The following is a 15496-nucleotide window of genomic DNA, read 5'->3' as shown; positions in this document are numbered from 1 at the left end:
ATGGATATGAAGACACTCGAAGCGGCCGCGACCTGGTACGTGCAGCTCAATGACGGTGATGCCGACACTGCACGGACCCAGGCCTGGCAGACGTGGCTGGCCGCAAGCCCGGCGCATGCCGAAGCCTGGGCGCGGGTGGAGAAGCTCCAGCGGCAATGGGCGATGGTGCCGCGCCAGGCCGCGCTGTCGGGCCTGGGCGCGGCCCAGGCGCAGCGTCGCGACGTGCTGAAAGTATTGGGCATGCTGCTGGCCATCGGCGGCGGCACCTGGCTGGCCAGCGAGCAGGTGCCCTACCGCGCCCTGCTCGCCCAGCAGCGCACCGGCACCGGCGAGCGGCGCTCGCTGCGCCTGGAGGATGGCTCGCAGCTGGAGCTGAACGTCGACACCGCGCTGGATGTGCGTTTCGATGCGCAGGTACGGGCGATCCAGCTGTACTGCGGCGAGATCCTGGTCAGCACCGCCAGCGACCCCGCCCGGCGCCCGTTCATCGTGCACACCGACAACGGCAGTGTGCGGGCGCTGGGTACGCGGTTCAGTGTGCGTCAGCTGGCGGAGCAGACACGGGTCGGGGTGTTGCAGTCGGCCGTCGAGATACGCCCCCGGCACCACCTCGACCAGGTGCTGCGCCTGGACGCCGGACAACAGGCCGGCTTCGACCGCGACACCTTCGCCCGCGCCCAGCCCCTGCCCGCCGACTCGACGGCCTGGGTCCAGGGCATGCTCAGCGTCAACGACTGGCGCCTGGGCGACTTCATCGACGAGCTGGGCCGCTACCGAAGCGGGGTGCTGCGCTGCGCCCCGGCCATTCGCGGCATGAGCATTTCCGGCTCGTTCCGCATCGACGACACCGACATCGCCCTGGCGAACCTGCCCAAATCCCTGCCGGTGAAGCTGCGCTACCTGAGCCGCTACTGGGTCAGCGTGGAACCTGCCTAAGTCCTGAACGAAAAAAGTTTTCCGCAATCTTGCTGATTTCGATTCTCGTCCGTCCATGACACAAGCCGCGACGACAGCGACTTTCCGCCATGACACGCAAGGATCACCCAATGCCCGCTCCCCACCCCACCGTCCGCCTGCGCCTGGCCATCCGCCGGCTCGCCTTTGGCCTGTCCCTCGCCACCGTGCCCTGCGCGTTGCTCGCGCCAGCCCATGCCATGGCCAGCAGCCAGAACACCTACCATATCGCCGCCGGCCCCCTGGGCAATGCGATCACCCAGTTCGGCGTGCAGGCGGGGGTAACGATCTCGTTCGACACCGAGCAGACCCGCCACCTCAACACCGCCGGACTCGACGGCAGCTACAGCGTCGAGGAAGGCCTGCTGCGCCTGCTCGCCAGCAGCGGGCTGCAAGCCCAGCGCCAGGGCAACGGCGGCTATGTGCTGGTCCCGGCCGACAACGGCACGGCAATGGAACTGGGGCCGTTGACCATCGACGCCAACCGCCTCGATGCCACCAGCGAGGGTACCCAGTCCTACGCGGCGCGCGCGGTGACCATCGGTAAAGGCGTGCATAGCCTCAAGGAAACGCCGCAGTCGGTCACTGTGATGACCCGCAAGATGCTCGACGACCAGAACCTCAACACCCTGGAGCAGGTGCTGGACAAGACCCCCGGCATCACCGTCTACGACTCGCCCATGGGTGGCAAGTACTTCTACTCCCGTGGTTTCAACCTCGACGGCCAGTACCAGTACGACGGCGTGCCGCTGGATGTGGGCGGCAACTATGTGCAGGCCAACAGCTTCTCCAGTGACATGGCCTTCTATGACCGCGTCGAAATCCTCAAGGGCGCGGCCGGCATGATGAAGGGCTCAGGCTCGTCCGCCGGCGGCGTGAACTTCGTGCGCAAGCGCGGCCAGGACAAGGCCCATACCACGCTGACCCTGTCCGCCCGGCACCTGGGACAACTACCGTGGCCAGGTGGATTTGGGCGGCCCGCTCAACGAATCGGGCAGCGTGCGCGGCCGCGCTGTGGCGACCCTGCAGGACCGCCAGTACTTCTACGACAACGCCAAGCGCCAGGACCAGGTGCTGTACGGCGCCCTCGACTGGGACGTGACGCCCGACACCACCCTGGGCGTGGGCCTTGCCTATGAAGACGTCGACGCCTCGCCCTGCTACCACGGCCTGCCCCGCTACGTCGACGGCAGCGACCTGAAGCTGTCGCGCTCCACCTGCCTGGGCGCCAGCTGGAACGACCTGCAGAGCCAGCGCACCACCGGCTTTGCCGACCTCAAGCATCGCTTCAACGACGACTGGACGCTGAACTTCGCCTCGGTCTACACCCACAACAACCAGAACATCGAGTACGGCTACGCCGAGGGCGCGGTGCCGGTGGGCGCCGGCAGCGCCGGGATCCGCCGCTATGCCGGGCGGTTCGACTACGACCAGGACGACTACGGCTTCGATAGCTACCTCGACGGCAAGTTCGAGGCGTTCGGCCTCGAGCATGAGCTGATCGTCGGCGCCAACGCCAGCCGCCAGCAGACCCACGACTACTTCGCGCTGATGGGCCTGAGCGGTACCCAGAACCCGTTCGATCCGTCGCCGGCCTTCCCCCACCCGTCCAAGGAGGCGTTCCTGACCGCCCCCAGCCGCGGCGGTAGCGTACCCACCGACTCCACCACCACCCAGTACGGCACCTACGCCACCCTGCGCCTGAAGCTGGCCGAGCCATTGACGCTGGTGCTCGGTACGCGGGTGAGCTGGTACCGCAACAAGAGCGATTCCTACACCCAGGCCTGGGACTACTGGGTGCACAACCGCAGCCAGGAAAACGGCCAGGTCACCCCTTTCGCCGCCCTGCTCTACGACCTCAACGATGAGTGGACCGCCTACGCCAGCTACGCCGACATCTTCCAGCCGCAGAGCAACCTGGTGAATGCCCAGGGCCAGGCCCTGCAACCCAAGACCGGCGCCAACTACGAGCTGGGTATCAAGGGAGAGTTGTTCGGCGGTGCGCTGAACACCGCCTTCAACCTGTTCCGCACGGTCGAGGAGCACCGCGCCGAAACCGACTTCGCCGACACCTGCCTGGGCTCGGGCGACCAGTACTGCTACACCGACAGCGGCAAGGTACGCGCCCAGGGCTTCGAGGCCGAGGTCAGCGGCTCGCCCGTCGAACGCCTGCAGTTGCTGGCGGGCTACACCTACACCCAGACCAAGTACCTTAACACCATCAACCAGACCGACCCGACCGAGCTGACCTTCAGCTCCAGCTTCATTCCGCGGCACATGCTCAAGGTCTGGGGCGACTACCAGCTGGACGGCGCGCTCGAACGCTGGACGGTCGGTGCCGGGGTTTCCAGCCAGAGCGACAACTTCCGCCGCCAGGGCAACCTGAGCATCGAGCAGGCGGGCTACACACTGTGGAGCGGCCGTGTGCAGTACCGCCTCGACGAGCACTGGAGCCTGGCGTTGAATGGCAACAACCTGCTGGACAAGCGCTATTACTCGACCGTGGGGGCTACTGGCTGGGGTAACTACTATGGTGAGCCGCGCAACTTCATGGTGACGCTCAAAGGGAGTTTCTGATGGGGGCAGGGACGGCGTTGTAAGCGCCAGGCCTTTCCAGGTGTTCGCCGCGAAGGCATCTGCGCCTGTGAGATCGAGCGCCGCGCGGGCGGCGCTCGATCTCACAGGCGGTGCAAGGCTTGCGGCGAACACCTCGAGGCCCTCAATCGGTCAATAGCCCTCGCAGCCAAAGACCTTGAGAGGGCGGCACGCCAACGACTCATTGCCCGCGGTCTGCTCCCGGCTCGAGGAAAGCCGCAACAGCACTGGCAAACCGCTCCGGTTGATCGAGCATGACGAAATGAAAACTGTCATCGATGCGGGTGAAATGGATATCAGGTGTCGAGGCATAGGCCCGACGGAACGTTGCATCAACATTGGATGCAGGCACGCCGTAAAAAGCGTCGTATGCATACACAACTTCGACCGGCGCACTAATGCGACCGAGTTCGGGACGCAGATCAGTGATCATCAACTCATACACTGCATCCGCCACGGTCTTGCGATCAGAGCTGATCCCCGCAGAAACCACCCCTGGTCTGAGCGCCTCGGTTTTGACGAGCCGAGCGATGGATGCCTTCTGCATCGCTTCGCTCTGCTCCGGCGATGCAGCCAACAGCGAACTGCGCATTGCTGCGGCATGCACGGTAGCGGTTTCGCTGGTCGCCGAAGGATCGATCAGCAACGTGTAGAACGGCAACGCATCGACGATCATCAAGCGACCAACCTGATCGGGATGGCGAGCCCCCAGCATCAATGCAACCTCTCCCCCCAGCGAGTGACCGATGATCACGGGGGCCTCGATATGCTGGGTGCGAATGTAATCAGCAATTGCCTCGGCCACTGGAGCGACCACTGTCCCTTCGCTATCGGACACCGCAGGCAAACCGGCGAAGCCTGCGAGCTGCACGAGGTGAAGGCGGTGCTCCTGGCGTAACCGAGTGGCAAGGTCAGCCCATACCTCGCGGGACGATGCCAGCCCCGGAATCAGGATCACATCCCTGCCCGCGCCTTCGACCTGTACCGAGATACGCTGCTGGTCAGCGTGCCCTAGTGGCGAAGACGGAGGCTGGTTGGATGACGCCGATAGCGATGCAGACATCAGCGACAAAGTGGTCCCGACTGTCGCAAGGATCATTGCGATACGCATCGGATTCCCCTCTCCAGGCGATATGTTGCTTGTTTCATTGGCCACTCCTTTGACAGATGAGAGCTAGGCACTATACGGACTTGTCGCCACGATTGAAGGTGTTGAGGACATTCGAGTGTGGTCTGGGGCGGTGGGGTTGCCCGCCCCAGACCGCCGTGTCTGCTTCACACCTTCTTCAAAATCCCCATATGCGCATCATCCATCAGTGCCTTGGCCATATCGCTCAGTTAGTGCGATGCCCAGACCAACACCGGTTCGTTGTCCATCACACCGATGAAGGACGCCCGGCGGGCGCTGTCGAGCAAAACGGAAGCCTGCTCCATGGCATGGCTTGCACAGTTGCCGGGCTCGACACGGAACAGGCGCGTGCCTTTGGTGGCACCTTCCAGGCAGGTGCAACTGCCGACGGTCCAGCCGAGCTGGCCGTGGTCTGCTGGGGTTTCGTTGTCCATTTGCGAAATCCTCTCTCGTGGAAAAGCCATAACTCATTGATTTAGCTAGCCCCTGTAGGAGCGGCCTTGCGCCGCGAAAGTGCTGCGCAGCGGCCCCGACAATCTTGATTGCGGCGCGGAACCTGGGGCCTGTGGCAGCTCTATCAGTGCAATGTGTATGACGGCGGTCGCGCACTCATCTGGAGCTGAGCCAGTGCCGACTCCAGCAGCATGCGGGTGGCATCAAGCTCGTGCATCATCGTCAGCATCACCAGAGTGGCCGGTGATTTCGGCAGGTGGCTGAACGACTGATGGGCGACGGCCAGCGCGCACATGACGTACTCGGTGGCCTGGACGAGGGTGTCTTCAAGCAGATGAGAGGACTCAGCGGACGGGGGTGGATCCGGGACGATCTTCAACATGACTTCATACTCGACGTTCATGAATGATCAACCAGACACCCATTCACCTGCAGGAGGATGGGTGGCGGCTACGTGCGGGTCTGCAAGTCCGGGGAACATCGAGCGATAACCCGGCCGGCCCGAGGGCCAACCGCACGTAGCCACCATTGAGCACAACCACTGGAAAACGCCAGCGACTCGAAGGTGAGTACAGTTCGATGTTCAGACGGGCTTGCAGGCCCGGTCGTTGATTTGGCAACGACCCAGCGAGACTAGCCGCCACTTCGAGGGCGCAACAGTGGCCAAAGCATGCTTAGGAAATGGACTACTCAAAATAGGGAAAATCTGATTCATCCATGTAGGACGCGCCAACGAATCATTGGCCGGACTCTGCACTGCTCACCGATTGCCCCTTGGCAGACATTCACAGCCAAAAGCAGTAAGTTATGTGGGCTTCAGCAGAGCGAGAAACCGAATGCTCAACCGGCTATCAATTGCCAGTCACAAGTCCAAGTACAGCCAAGGCTACTACCCAACCTTTGCGATTGACGGATCACCCCTTGAGGTTTGGCTACCCATGCAGAATGCGGATGCCGAATTCCACCTTGTAGCCGCCCACTCCGGTTTGCACAGTGATGAAGACACCTTGTTGATCTGGGATCGGATCTATTCCACGGCGCCAGGGTGGAAGACCTTGGTGCCTTTGCTGGTCTGCTCGGATGACCTGGATCTCACCTGCACCGTGATTGTTGCTGAACAATGCGCTGGTGAGCATGCCGTTCATTGGAGTCGATTTGGCTTGCTGAAGGACCTGATCACTGTCGAAGCTCCCGCTGTTGACTGGTTCGACGCGATACCCTGCCTGACTTTTGAAAGGTCGCATTTTCACATCGTGTTGGATGAGTTCAGAATGCAGGAAAACATCGAAATGTACTGGGACTAGCCTGACCAGCAAGCGATTCGAGATCCGCACTCCCAGTCTTGAAATACATTAGGCTACGTCGCTGATGCCCACACCGGTCCCCCACTCCGATATCAATGCCTTGCTAGGTACAGCGCACGATCGCTCGCTGACCCTGGACGATTTATCGGTTTACTGCCGAAGCCCAGACCTGCGATCTGCCGATCTGCTCAATGCCCTATCAATCGTAACGGCCCGACGATTCATTTCGGGGGCAATATCGTATGAGGCTGGCGATAACATCATGAATGGCCTATTCACCGCCATTGTCGAACTGAGCACGGACGAGGAGATGCCACAGCCGGCATTTGGCATCTACCTGGCATTCGACGAAGGGGAATACCACCATTCAGGGGACTCGGAACACATACAGCCGTCAGAGCGGTATACCAGACTGTATTTGACGGAGATCTTGAAAGACCTCGAAGGCGTTCAGTGATCCTGGCACACGGTTCAAGCGTCCGTCCAAGTGTGGCCTGGATCGATGCAACTGTCCGACCCAGATCACCGGGGTCTGTTTCACACCTTCTTCAACATCCCCATATGCGCATCATCCATCAATGCCTTGGCCATATCGCCCAGGTAGTGCGATGCCCAGACCAGCACCGGCTCATTGTCCATCACACCAATGAAGGACGCCCGGCGTGCGCTGTCGAGCAGCACGGAGGCCTGCTCCATGGCGTGGCTTGCGCAATTGCCGGGCTCGACACGGAACAGGCGCGTACCTTTGGTGGAGCCTTCCATGCAGGTGCAGCTACTGACGGTCCAGCCGAGCTGGCCGTAGTCTGCAGGGGTTTCGTTGTGCATTTGCGAAATCCTCTCTTGTGGAACTGACCGTCACTCAATGATTTAGGCCGACGCTGGGGGGCTGTGGCAACCCTGTCAGTGCAACGTGTATGACGGCGGTCGTTCACTCATCTGGAGCTGGGCCAAAGCCGACTCCAGCAGCATGCGGGTGGCATCAAGCTCGTGCATCATCGTCAGCATCACCAGAGTGGCCAGTGATTTGGGCAGGTGGCTGAACGACTGATGGGCGACGGCCAGTGCGCACATGACGTACTCATTGGCCTGGACCAGAGTGTCTTCAAGGAGGGGGGGATTCGGTGGACGGCAGTGGATCCGGGGCGATCTTAAGCAAAAATACCTCGCAATGTATTAGACAGCCCCCAACTTTTCACTTGCAGGTAAAAGGCGGCAGCTACGTGCAGGTCTGCAAGACCGGGGTATTACGAGGCGAAAACCCGGCTGACCCAAAGGTCACCCGCACGTAGCCACCATAAAGCGAGACCCACTACTCAACGCCGAGGATCATGGTGAGCACCATCCTAGGCTCTGTACGAAATGTATCTGCACTCGCCCATACTGCGTTGAAACGGGGCTCGGAATGCTCATGTACTCCAGTACAGTCGGGCGCGACCCCGGCCGTTCCTCCCCCCGTTTCGCCTTGTCTGGCCTTCGCGCAGACACATTTCGTACAGACCCTAATACCGCGCAGGCTTGCAGACCGGGCGAAACAGGTGCAAGGCCGCTCCAGGATCCTACTCTCGCCCCTCAAATCGTCGTCTGCTCAGGAACAACCCTATGCCGAGCGGCACTGCAAGGGCAGACATCAATCCCAGGTCAAAGCTCTGCAAACGAGTCTGGCTCAGCGCAACACAACCAATCAGTCCAGCAATGACCAACGCAACGCCTAGCCACTTGCGCAGCAAGTATGGCCTCATGAACCGTTCAAATAGAAAAGCCAGTGCAACGAAGATGACTGCCTGCGTAAATTCGGACATGTGCACCTCCTCTCAAGCCCTGATGATAAGTGATTCGGCAGTACGCTGCGGACCAATCCCACCACTTACCTGAGCTTGAATGCTCACGACTACGTCACCAGCATGGTAGGTGGGTAAGACGTCATTAACGTAAGAGCGCACGCCCATACCTACAGCAGTACCGGCGGCAAGCCCTGCTACTGGCCCGGCCAGATTGCCCACAGCACGGGCAGCACCACCGAAAGCGGAGAGCGCCAGGTTAGCAATGCTGGTGCGCTGGGTATTGAGGGTGTCTGCTTGTTGACGGGTCAGCGGTTTGGAAATACCTACCATCATCACGCAGGGCAGGTTTTTGGCCTGCATCTTGTCGTACACCTCTACGACTTTGCTGGTGACTTGGTAATGGGCATGCTTTGCTTCGCCAAAATGCAGCTCGCGCAAGCGACCGCGGTCACTGTCGGTGAGGGTGATCTGCGAAATGTTGAACACGATCCCGTGGTTGCCCATGTACTGGTGTGTCCCTTCAAAGTTCATTAACGCTTCCTTACAAAATAAGCGGAGATTCTGAAAAGTCGGGCATCCAGATGCAGCTGAAAGTTGACACGATCCCTATAGGAGCGGTCTTGTGCCGCGAAATGGCTGCATAGCAAGAAGCCGAAACTCATGGGTCGGGGAAAATCTTCATGTTGAAGCCCTCTAGTTACGCTGATCAGCCCGCAACTCATCGCTTGCAAACGAAGGGGTGGCGGCCACGTACGGGCCTGCAAGACCGGGGCAACTAGAGCAAGCCCGACTGACCCGAAGGCCACCCGTACGCAGCCACCGTGATGCACGGCCAATGCCTTGAGACCAATGGCAATGGGTGGTGCTGATCTAGATATCCCGCTCGGGCTTGCAGACCCGGTCGCTACTTTTTTGTAGCGACCCAGCAAGGCAAGGCTAGACCTAGGTTGGATGGCGTAAAAGCGGGTAGAGCATGCTTCGGAAACGGACTATTCGAAATAGTGAAAATCTGATTAATCCCTGTAGGACGCGACGCGGGATCTCTCCCCTGCCCGTCTACCCAGCCCCAAAAAAGACGGTTTACATCTCACCCAGAGCTTGTAGAGATTCCCCCACTTTTGGTCATCCGGTCTGAGAAGTTGCATATGCCCCACATCATGCAAGCCGCCATCCTTCTGGTACTGGGCGCACTCATCGTTCAGTTTCTGAAACCATACCCCTTACGCAAGTGGCTGGGCGTGGCGATGTTGGCGGCAGGCCTGGTCGGCATCTTCAATTTCGACCAGCAGCAGGTGCTGGGCTTTGACCTGGAGCTGCTGGCGCTCCTGGCAGTGCCGTTGGGCGCGGTGCTGTTCATGACGCGGCGGCGGTTCACGGAGGTGGGCTAAGCCCAGGTCCGGCTCTTGTCGACATCACGGGATCCATTGGGCTACACAATCGTGCCGTGAACAAAGTTACAAGCGATATCAACGTGGGAGCGGGCTTGCCCCGCGATGCGGCGTATGGCACCGGCGTTGCCGGTGATCGCGGGGCCAGCCCGCTCCCACGCAGCCCAAAAATCAGGCTGCGTTGAAAACACTGCCTTGGAGCAATGTCCGCTCCTGGTCGAGACGAAGAGTCTGAGCGTACGCGCAATCTCTCGGGCCTTGCCTGCGCTGGCTTTAGATTGATAGACAGCGAGAGCACTTCAGCCCGATCAGGCGGCCCCCTTCGCCTGCTGTTCCAGATGCACCTGCAAAGTCGGATCGATCCCCAACGCACTGGCCAACTCATCAAGGTAGGCCCGCTCCGCGCCCTGCTGGTCATCCACCAGCATCACACTGGCCAGGTACATTTCCGCAGCCATGCCCGGGTCCTGGGCCGACTGTGCCACCTCGGCGGCATCGAGTGGCTTGCTGACTTCCTCATCCAGCCATTGCTGCAGTTGCGGGTCGCTGGTGTGACGTTTGATTTCAGCGTAGATCAACTGTTCTTCCTGCTGGTCGATGCGACCGTCAGCCTTGGCTGCCGCAATCAGCGCACGCAAGATCGCATGGCTGTGATCTTCGGCCTCGGGGCCAGACAATTGATCCACGGTACGCACGGCCTGTTGCGGGGCTGCCGCCTGGCTGCTTTGCCAACTTTGATAAGCCTGGAACGCCATCATGCCCAACGACGCCAGAGCCGCGTAATTGACGCCACCAGCAGAGCGTCCCTGAGCGGAAGCGCCGGCGTTGCCACCACCGCCACCCAGAAGGCCGCCAAGTAAACCACCAAGGCCACCACTGCCCCCTGCTCCACTGCCGCCGCCAAGCAGCCCTCCCAGCAATCCACCCAGGCCATCTTGCGCGGACATGCCGCCGCGCCCTTGTTGCGCTTGCGAGCCCTGCCCGGCCCGAAGCAACTGTTCCAGTAGATCACTCGTGTTCATGGCACCGCCCTCGGTCGGTAGTCGTCGCCCAGACAAGCAACGATAGCCCCCGCAAGGCGAACCGCCATTACCGTCTGGCCGACGGGTAAGCGGGAGCTTACCGAGTGCAGCGAAATAGCATGGACGCACCCTGCAACTTGAACCCGAAGCAGGGGCTGGACCGCCTCTATTGCGGCAGTTTCGCGATCACCTTGATCTCGAAATCGAAGCCGGACAGCCAGGTCACGCCAAGAGCGGTCACCGTGGGATAAGGCGCCTCACCCCAATACTCGGCCGCCACCTCCCAGATGGTTTCGAACTTCGAATCGGGGTCGACCATGAAGATGGTCGTATCAACCACATCCTCGAAACTACTGCCGGCCTCGGCGAGAATCGCGTTGAGGTTAGCGAAGGCCAGGCGAACCTGCGCCGCCAGGTCCGGCTCGGCCGAACCATCCTTGCGGCTGCCGACCTGACCGGATACGAACAGAAAACCATTGGAGCGAATCGCCGGCGAGTAGCGGTGCAGCTCGTACAAAGCATGGCGATCGGGTGGGAAAACGACATCACGTTTACTGGACATTACCTACCTCGTTCTAGGCCATCGCGGCCCGGTGTTTACGGTAAGGTCACTTTAAAAAGGCCACCTACCTGGATAAACGGGCAGCGCTGGTCAGGACTGTTTGTATACTCCAAACAATCCAGGTGCGAACGAGGCGTGGAATGGACCGATTCGATGCAATGCAGGCGTTTGCCCGAGTGGTGGAAACCGGTAGTTTCACCAAGGCGGCCGCCACCCTGCACATGAGCAAGACCACCGTGACGCAGCTCATTCAGCAGCTGGAAGCGAGGCTGCGCGTACGCTTGCTCAACCGCACCACACGCAAGGTCAATGTCACCGCCGACGGCGCGGCCTACTACGAACGCGTCGTCCGGCTACTGGTCGACATGGACGACGCCGAGACCAGCTTGTCCAGCGCGTCGATGGCACCGCGCGGACGGCTGCGGGTGGATGTCCCCAGCCCGCTGGCGCGAATGCTGCTCATACCCGCCTTGCCAGAGTTTTTTGCACGTTATCCAGAAATCCAGCTGACCGTGGGCGTCAGCGATCGCATCGTCGACATCATTGGTGAAAACGTCGACTGCGTGGTGCGTGGCGGCGAGATAACCGATCAGTCCCTGGTGGCAAGGCATGTGGGCGATCTGCAGCTCGGCATGTATGCCACGCCCGGCTACTTGCAGCGCCTCGGTACACCGGTGCACCCCCGTGAGTTAGAGGAAGGTCAGCACAAGACCATCGGTTTTCTCTGGTTTCGTACAGGCAAAACCTTGCCCTACGCGATGCAGCGAGGTGAGGAGCGCATAGAGGTCCAGGCCCGCCCGCAACTGATGGTCGATGACGGCAATGCGTACCTTGCCGCCGGCCTGGCTGGCCTGGGGATGCTCTGGTTGCCGCAGTACATGGCCAAACCGCACCTGCTCAGCGGCGAACTCCTGCCGCTGTTTGAAGACTGGCACATGTCGCCGATGCCGATGTATCTGGCCTTCCCGCCGAATCGCCATGTCAGCGCCAAGGTGCGGGTGTTTATCGACTGGATAATCGAGTTGATGGCCGAGCATGCGCCGGTGGTTGAGTGAAACGGGGGTAAAGCCGTTTCAGGATCAGGTACTCCAAATTTCCGCTGTTTCCCGTTTTCTGCCAGTGCAGTGGAGGGCAGCTATGAGTCAGAAGCGGCCGCTTACCGGTGACCGCTATCGACCCATAGCGGCCGTTCGCGAAGGCTATCGGCCAAACGCAGCCGTTTAGGAAGGCATATCGAGCGTAGCTGAAGATGCTAGTTCTAATTGATTAAAATTTGGCTTGCTTGGTTATGGGTCGACCTCAATTCACCTCAGGCTGTCGAAAAAACAGGCGCTGCGAGGCGCCTGTTGTCATAATACGAATTGCTCTCCACCTCACTATCCGCTTGCACCAATTCTATCTAGCGACCGCATCGGATGATCGTGTCCCGGGAAGTGGTGTAACTCATCATGGCCTTGACCACTGAGTTTGCCGTTTAGTTGATCACGGCCGACAGCTTGGCCTGTGGATTATCGCTGACCGCCTCGAAGGCCTCCAACTGCATATACCGCCGTTGCAGGCACCACTCGTCGTTCTGCTCCAGCAGCATCGCGCCTACCAGCCGTGTGATTGCAGGGTCGTTGGGAAAGATGCCCACGACGTCGGTGCGACGTTTGATTTCAGCGTTGAGCCGTTCCAGTGGATTGGTGCTGTGCAACTGCTGACGGTGCGCTTTTGGAAACGCCATGTGCGCCAGCACTTCATCCTCGCAGCCGTCCATGAGCGTCGCGATCTTGGGGTACTTTTCGCGCAACTGATCGGCGACCAGGCGCCACTGCTGATGACATTCGGCACGGCTGTCCTGGGCGAAAACCGTGCGCAGAAGCGCTGCCACCATGGTGCGCTGGCCCTTGCCGACATGGGCCATGGCGTTACGCATGAAATGCACGCGGCAGCGCTGCCAAGTCGCGTTGAAGACCTTGGAGACAGCCGCCTTGAGCCCCTCGTGGGCATCGGAGATGACCAACTTCACTCCACGTAAGCCACGCCGCATCAGGCTTCGCAGGAAGTCCGTCCAGAACGGCTCGGCTTCTGATGGGCCAACACGCATGCCCAGGACTTCACGGCCACCATCGGTGTTCACGGCCACAGCGATTATTACGGCGACCGAGACGATGCGCCCGGCCTCCCGCACTTTGACGTAGGTGGCATCTATCCAGAGATAAGGCCAGTCGCCTTCAAGCGGTCGGTCAAGGAAGGCGTGAACGCGCTCATCGATCTCACCAGCCAGCCGTGACACTTGGCTTTTGGAGATGCCGGTCATGCCCATGGCCTTGACCAGCTCGTCCACCGAACGCGTTGAAACGCCCTGAATGTAAGCTTCCTGGATCACCGCTGCCATGGCCTTCCGGCGGTACGTCGAGGCTCGAGAAAGCCAGGAAAGTAGCTGCCCTGGCGCAGCTTCGGGATCTTCAGGTCAACGTCACCGGCGCGGGTTTGCCAGAGGCGATCACGGTAGCCATTGCGGCTGTTTGTCCGTTCTGGGCTTTTGACATCGAAGCCGGCGCCGCACAGGCCTTCGACATCGAACTCCATCATGCGCTGGGCAACGAACTGGATCATTTGCTTGAGCAGATCAGCGTCTGCCCCTTTCTCAACCAACTCGGTCAATGCGATAGTGGGCTTGGTCATCGTGGTTTCTCTGGTGAAGGTTAAGTCCGCAAACTCAACGTTAGCCAAGAACCACGATGACCATCCTCTTTCGCCCGCAGGGCGCCTTCGGCTGGTTCAGTTACACCACTTCCTGGGACACGATCCATCGGATTTGGTCGGAAGGCAATCTCACCGTAATCCGTAGTGCGTGGTTAGCAGCGTCGACCCGCTCGACTCCCTTTGGCCCGTACTTTGTGAAAACACCTACCTCTGGCTAATCTTCTGATCGTCGAGGTCTTTAGGGGACGGTCATGAAGCCGTTAATTCAGGGGGGGGGCTAAGGACTTTATAATTTTTAAAGCCCAGCAGCAGCCCCCAAGCTTTCAAAAACCCTCTGGACCATCATCTGTATTTCAGCGTCAATATTTGTCATGAATGATGTATATTGGTCTATTAGTGACTGCCGGTTCGCCATGAGAGAATTGAGGTTGACTTGATATTTTTCTTGCTCACTTGCAGGTAATTTCGATATTTGCGAATTCATGCCTTCAATAGCGCCATTGAATAGCGCAAGATTAATATTATACTGCTCCGTCATTTTCAGCCTGGACTCTTCTGCAACTGCAGTTGCGGCTTGAAATAGCTGGTCCTTATATATGTTTCGAATATCAAGAATGTCTTGTTTCATTTCGGCTGTAGCTTGAGTTTTCAGCTCTTCGGCTTTTCGCTCTGCTTCTTCGGCATATGTTGCGGCCGATCTTACCAATTTAAATTGAGGGATTTTCACGTACCAATCTACACGCTCAACTCCGAACTCTGGAACGTCCCACTTAAACTCCTTCCTTTCCATTACAACTTCGGGGACGGTGAAAGTAACTCGTTTTGTTTTAACAACCGCAACAGGGATGTCTGCGTAGACCGGATACCAACCGCAATCGGTAATACTTCTGCACTGAAAGAAGTCCCCAAGATATCTTCGCTCATTTCGCCACTCCAATCCGTCTGGTACATCAAATGAGGCTTCTTTGCCGCGTAGCTCTGGCCAGTCAAATGACCAGGTTTGAGTGCGCATAGTAATGCTGGGAATATCAAAACTCCAATGCTGCTCCTCATGGGTTACTTCAAATTCTATCTCCCAGCCAGATGGCACTCCCTCTTGCGTGTCTTTTGCTTGTTGATTTAGCGTCTCAGATCGCTGAGACATTCGCTGCTGGAGGTCGGCATTCATTTGTTTTATTAAGTTATTAAATAATTCAGAGGCGGGCACGCTTTGGCCAATACCGACATCTAAGGCGCCAAATCCGCCAAGTGGGCCAATCATTGGAAGTATTACTTTGGTAAAAGGTATTTTCATATCCGACATGGCTATGCTCCCGGCTCGGTGATATCGCGCTTAGTATTATTTCTGCAGGCTGTGCTGCTTTAGATGTCAAGCAGCAAGATTGAGTGTAGGCGTGAAATGCAGGGGCGCTAATTTTTTGATGTATATGACTAAGCTAAAATATAGAAATTTTTATTATCAATGTAATTCCATTGAGGAATAAAAAATTTCGGCCTTTAGATCGAGGATAGTTAACTTTTGTGGTTTAAGACAGGCAGGAGGGTTGTTCGTTTATTAAGGGAGGGCCTAGGCTGTCATGTTCGAAAGGAACGCGCGCACGTCAACGTGCCGCCAAT

Annotated in this window: 14 protein-coding genes and 2 pseudogenes; 5 read left to right on the top strand and 11 right to left on the bottom strand. The window is 59.0% G+C overall.

Going from position 1 to position 15496, the window contains the following annotated elements; translation table 11 throughout:
• A complete protein-coding gene (locus ACZ899_RS04745) occupies nt 1-936 on the top strand; it encodes a FecR domain-containing protein (protein WP_186712425.1) in 936 nt (311 codons plus the stop codon).
• Between the two features lie 110 nt (nt 937-1046).
• Nucleotides 1047-3531 (top strand): annotated as a pseudogene (locus ACZ899_RS04740) (TonB-dependent siderophore receptor).
• Nucleotides 3532-3730: 199 nt separating this feature from the next.
• Here the strand turns inward: ACZ899_RS04740 and ACZ899_RS04735 are convergent.
• The 3 genes from ACZ899_RS04735 to ACZ899_RS04725 form a co-directional block, all read right to left on the bottom strand.
• Nucleotides 3731-4660, bottom strand: coding sequence for an alpha/beta fold hydrolase (locus ACZ899_RS04735; RefSeq protein WP_234562571.1), 930 nt, complete (start codon nt 4658-4660; stop codon nt 3731-3733).
• Nucleotides 4661-4887: 227 nt separating this feature from the next.
• Nucleotides 4888-5112: a hypothetical protein gene (locus ACZ899_RS04730; protein ID WP_234562572.1), complete on the bottom strand. Its 225-nt coding sequence runs from the start codon at nt 5110-5112 to the stop codon at nt 4888-4890.
• A gap of 143 nt (nt 5113-5255) precedes the next feature.
• Entirely contained in the window at nt 5256-5513 is a 258-nt protein-coding gene (locus ACZ899_RS04725) for a hypothetical protein (protein WP_234562579.1), read from the bottom strand.
• A 454-nt stretch (nt 5514-5967) separates the two neighbouring features.
• Here ACZ899_RS04725 and ACZ899_RS04720 point away from each other — a divergent pair, with 454 nt between their 5' ends.
• Entirely contained in the window at nt 5968-6435 is a 468-nt protein-coding gene (locus ACZ899_RS04720; protein ID WP_234562573.1) for a hypothetical protein, read from the top strand.
• 537 nt (nt 6436-6972) lie between these two features.
• On the opposite strand, the gene ACZ899_RS04715 is transcribed toward ACZ899_RS04720, so the two are convergent.
• The 4 genes from ACZ899_RS04715 to ACZ899_RS04700 form a co-directional block, all read right to left on the bottom strand.
• Entirely contained in the window at nt 6973-7260 is a 288-nt protein-coding gene (locus ACZ899_RS04715) for a DUF3077 domain-containing protein (RefSeq protein ID WP_234562574.1), read from the bottom strand.
• A 75-nt stretch (nt 7261-7335) separates the two neighbouring features.
• Complete coding sequence (locus ACZ899_RS04710) at nt 7336-7506, bottom strand: hypothetical protein (RefSeq protein WP_234562575.1); 171 nt, start codon at nt 7504-7506, stop codon at nt 7336-7338.
• Between the two features lie 485 nt (nt 7507-7991).
• A complete protein-coding gene (locus ACZ899_RS04705; protein WP_062574276.1) occupies nt 7992-8234 on the bottom strand; it encodes a hypothetical protein in 243 nt (80 codons plus the stop codon).
• Between the two features lie 12 nt (nt 8235-8246).
• Entirely contained in the window at nt 8247-8747 is a 501-nt protein-coding gene (locus ACZ899_RS04700) for a hypothetical protein (protein ID WP_062574277.1), read from the bottom strand.
• Nucleotides 8748-9361: 614 nt separating this feature from the next.
• Here ACZ899_RS04700 and ACZ899_RS04695 point away from each other — a divergent pair.
• Nucleotides 9362-9604 (top strand): hypothetical protein, encoded by a 243-nt coding sequence (locus tag ACZ899_RS04695; RefSeq protein ID WP_234562576.1) that lies wholly within the window; start codon nt 9362-9364, stop codon nt 9602-9604.
• A gap of 308 nt (nt 9605-9912) precedes the next feature.
• On the opposite strand, the gene ACZ899_RS04690 is transcribed toward ACZ899_RS04695, so the two are convergent.
• Nucleotides 9913-10626 (bottom strand): tellurite resistance TerB family protein, encoded by a 714-nt coding sequence (locus tag ACZ899_RS04690; RefSeq protein WP_234562577.1) that lies wholly within the window; start codon nt 10624-10626, stop codon nt 9913-9915.
• A gap of 166 nt (nt 10627-10792) precedes the next feature.
• Complete coding sequence (locus tag ACZ899_RS04685; protein WP_110737717.1) at nt 10793-11188, bottom strand: RidA family protein; 396 nt, start codon at nt 11186-11188, stop codon at nt 10793-10795.
• A gap of 140 nt (nt 11189-11328) precedes the next feature.
• Here ACZ899_RS04685 and ACZ899_RS04680 point away from each other — a divergent pair, with 140 nt between their 5' ends.
• Nucleotides 11329-12243, top strand: a complete 915-nt coding sequence (locus ACZ899_RS04680; RefSeq protein WP_234562578.1) for a LysR family transcriptional regulator — start codon at nt 11329-11331, stop codon at nt 12241-12243.
• 419 nt (nt 12244-12662) lie between these two features.
• Here the strand turns inward: ACZ899_RS04680 and ACZ899_RS04675 are convergent.
• Together ACZ899_RS04675 and ACZ899_RS04670 are read right to left on the bottom strand one after the other, a co-directional pair.
• Nucleotides 12663-13858, bottom strand: a pseudogene (locus tag ACZ899_RS04675) (IS256 family transposase).
• Nucleotides 13859-14174: 316 nt separating this feature from the next.
• The gene (locus ACZ899_RS04670; RefSeq protein WP_234560965.1) at nt 14175-15182 is read right to left on the bottom strand and encodes a hypothetical protein; all 1008 of its coding nucleotides are present in this window, start codon (nt 15180-15182) and stop codon (nt 14175-14177) included.
• Between the last annotated feature and the right edge of the window lie 314 nt (nt 15183-15496).

Source organism: Pseudomonas sp. TE31087, assembly GCF_057284075.1.
This window is presented reverse-complemented; position numbering and strand designations above follow the sequence as displayed.

What these genes read in the sequence shown, in the direction of transcription:
- ACZ899_RS04745 (WP_186712425.1), top strand. Translation starts at nt 1, where the DNA reads ATGGATATGAAGACACTCGAAGCGGCCGCGACCTGGTACGTGCAGCTC.
- ACZ899_RS04735 (WP_234562571.1), bottom strand. Translation starts at nt 4,660, where the DNA reads ATGCGTATCGCAATGATCCTTGCGACAGTCGGGACCACTTTGTCGCTG.
- ACZ899_RS04730 (WP_234562572.1), bottom strand. Translation starts at nt 5,112, where the DNA reads ATGGACAACGAAACCCCAGCAGACCACGGCCAGCTCGGCTGGACCGTC.
- ACZ899_RS04725 (WP_234562579.1), bottom strand. Translation starts at nt 5,513, where the DNA reads ATGTTGAAGATCGTCCCGGATCCACCCCCGTCCGCTGAGTCCTCTCAT.
- ACZ899_RS04720 (WP_234562573.1), top strand. Translation starts at nt 5,968, where the DNA reads ATGCTCAACCGGCTATCAATTGCCAGTCACAAGTCCAAGTACAGCCAA.
- ACZ899_RS04715 (WP_234562574.1), bottom strand. Translation starts at nt 7,260, where the DNA reads ATGCACAACGAAACCCCTGCAGACTACGGCCAGCTCGGCTGGACCGTC.
- ACZ899_RS04710 (WP_234562575.1), bottom strand. Translation starts at nt 7,506, where the DNA reads ATGTGCGCACTGGCCGTCGCCCATCAGTCGTTCAGCCACCTGCCCAAA.
- ACZ899_RS04705 (WP_062574276.1), bottom strand. Translation starts at nt 8,234, where the DNA reads ATGTCCGAATTTACGCAGGCAGTCATCTTCGTTGCACTGGCTTTTCTA.
- ACZ899_RS04700 (WP_062574277.1), bottom strand. Translation starts at nt 8,747, where the DNA reads ATGAACTTTGAAGGGACACACCAGTACATGGGCAACCACGGGATCGTG.
- ACZ899_RS04695 (WP_234562576.1), top strand. Translation starts at nt 9,362, where the DNA reads ATGCCCCACATCATGCAAGCCGCCATCCTTCTGGTACTGGGCGCACTC.
- ACZ899_RS04690 (WP_234562577.1), bottom strand. Translation starts at nt 10,626, where the DNA reads ATGAACACGAGTGATCTACTGGAACAGTTGCTTCGGGCCGGGCAGGGC.
- ACZ899_RS04685 (WP_110737717.1), bottom strand. Translation starts at nt 11,188, where the DNA reads ATGTCCAGTAAACGTGATGTCGTTTTCCCACCCGATCGCCATGCTTTG.
- ACZ899_RS04680 (WP_234562578.1), top strand. Translation starts at nt 11,329, where the DNA reads ATGGACCGATTCGATGCAATGCAGGCGTTTGCCCGAGTGGTGGAAACC.
- ACZ899_RS04670 (WP_234560965.1), bottom strand. Translation starts at nt 15,182, where the DNA reads ATGTCGGATATGAAAATACCTTTTACCAAAGTAATACTTCCAATGATT.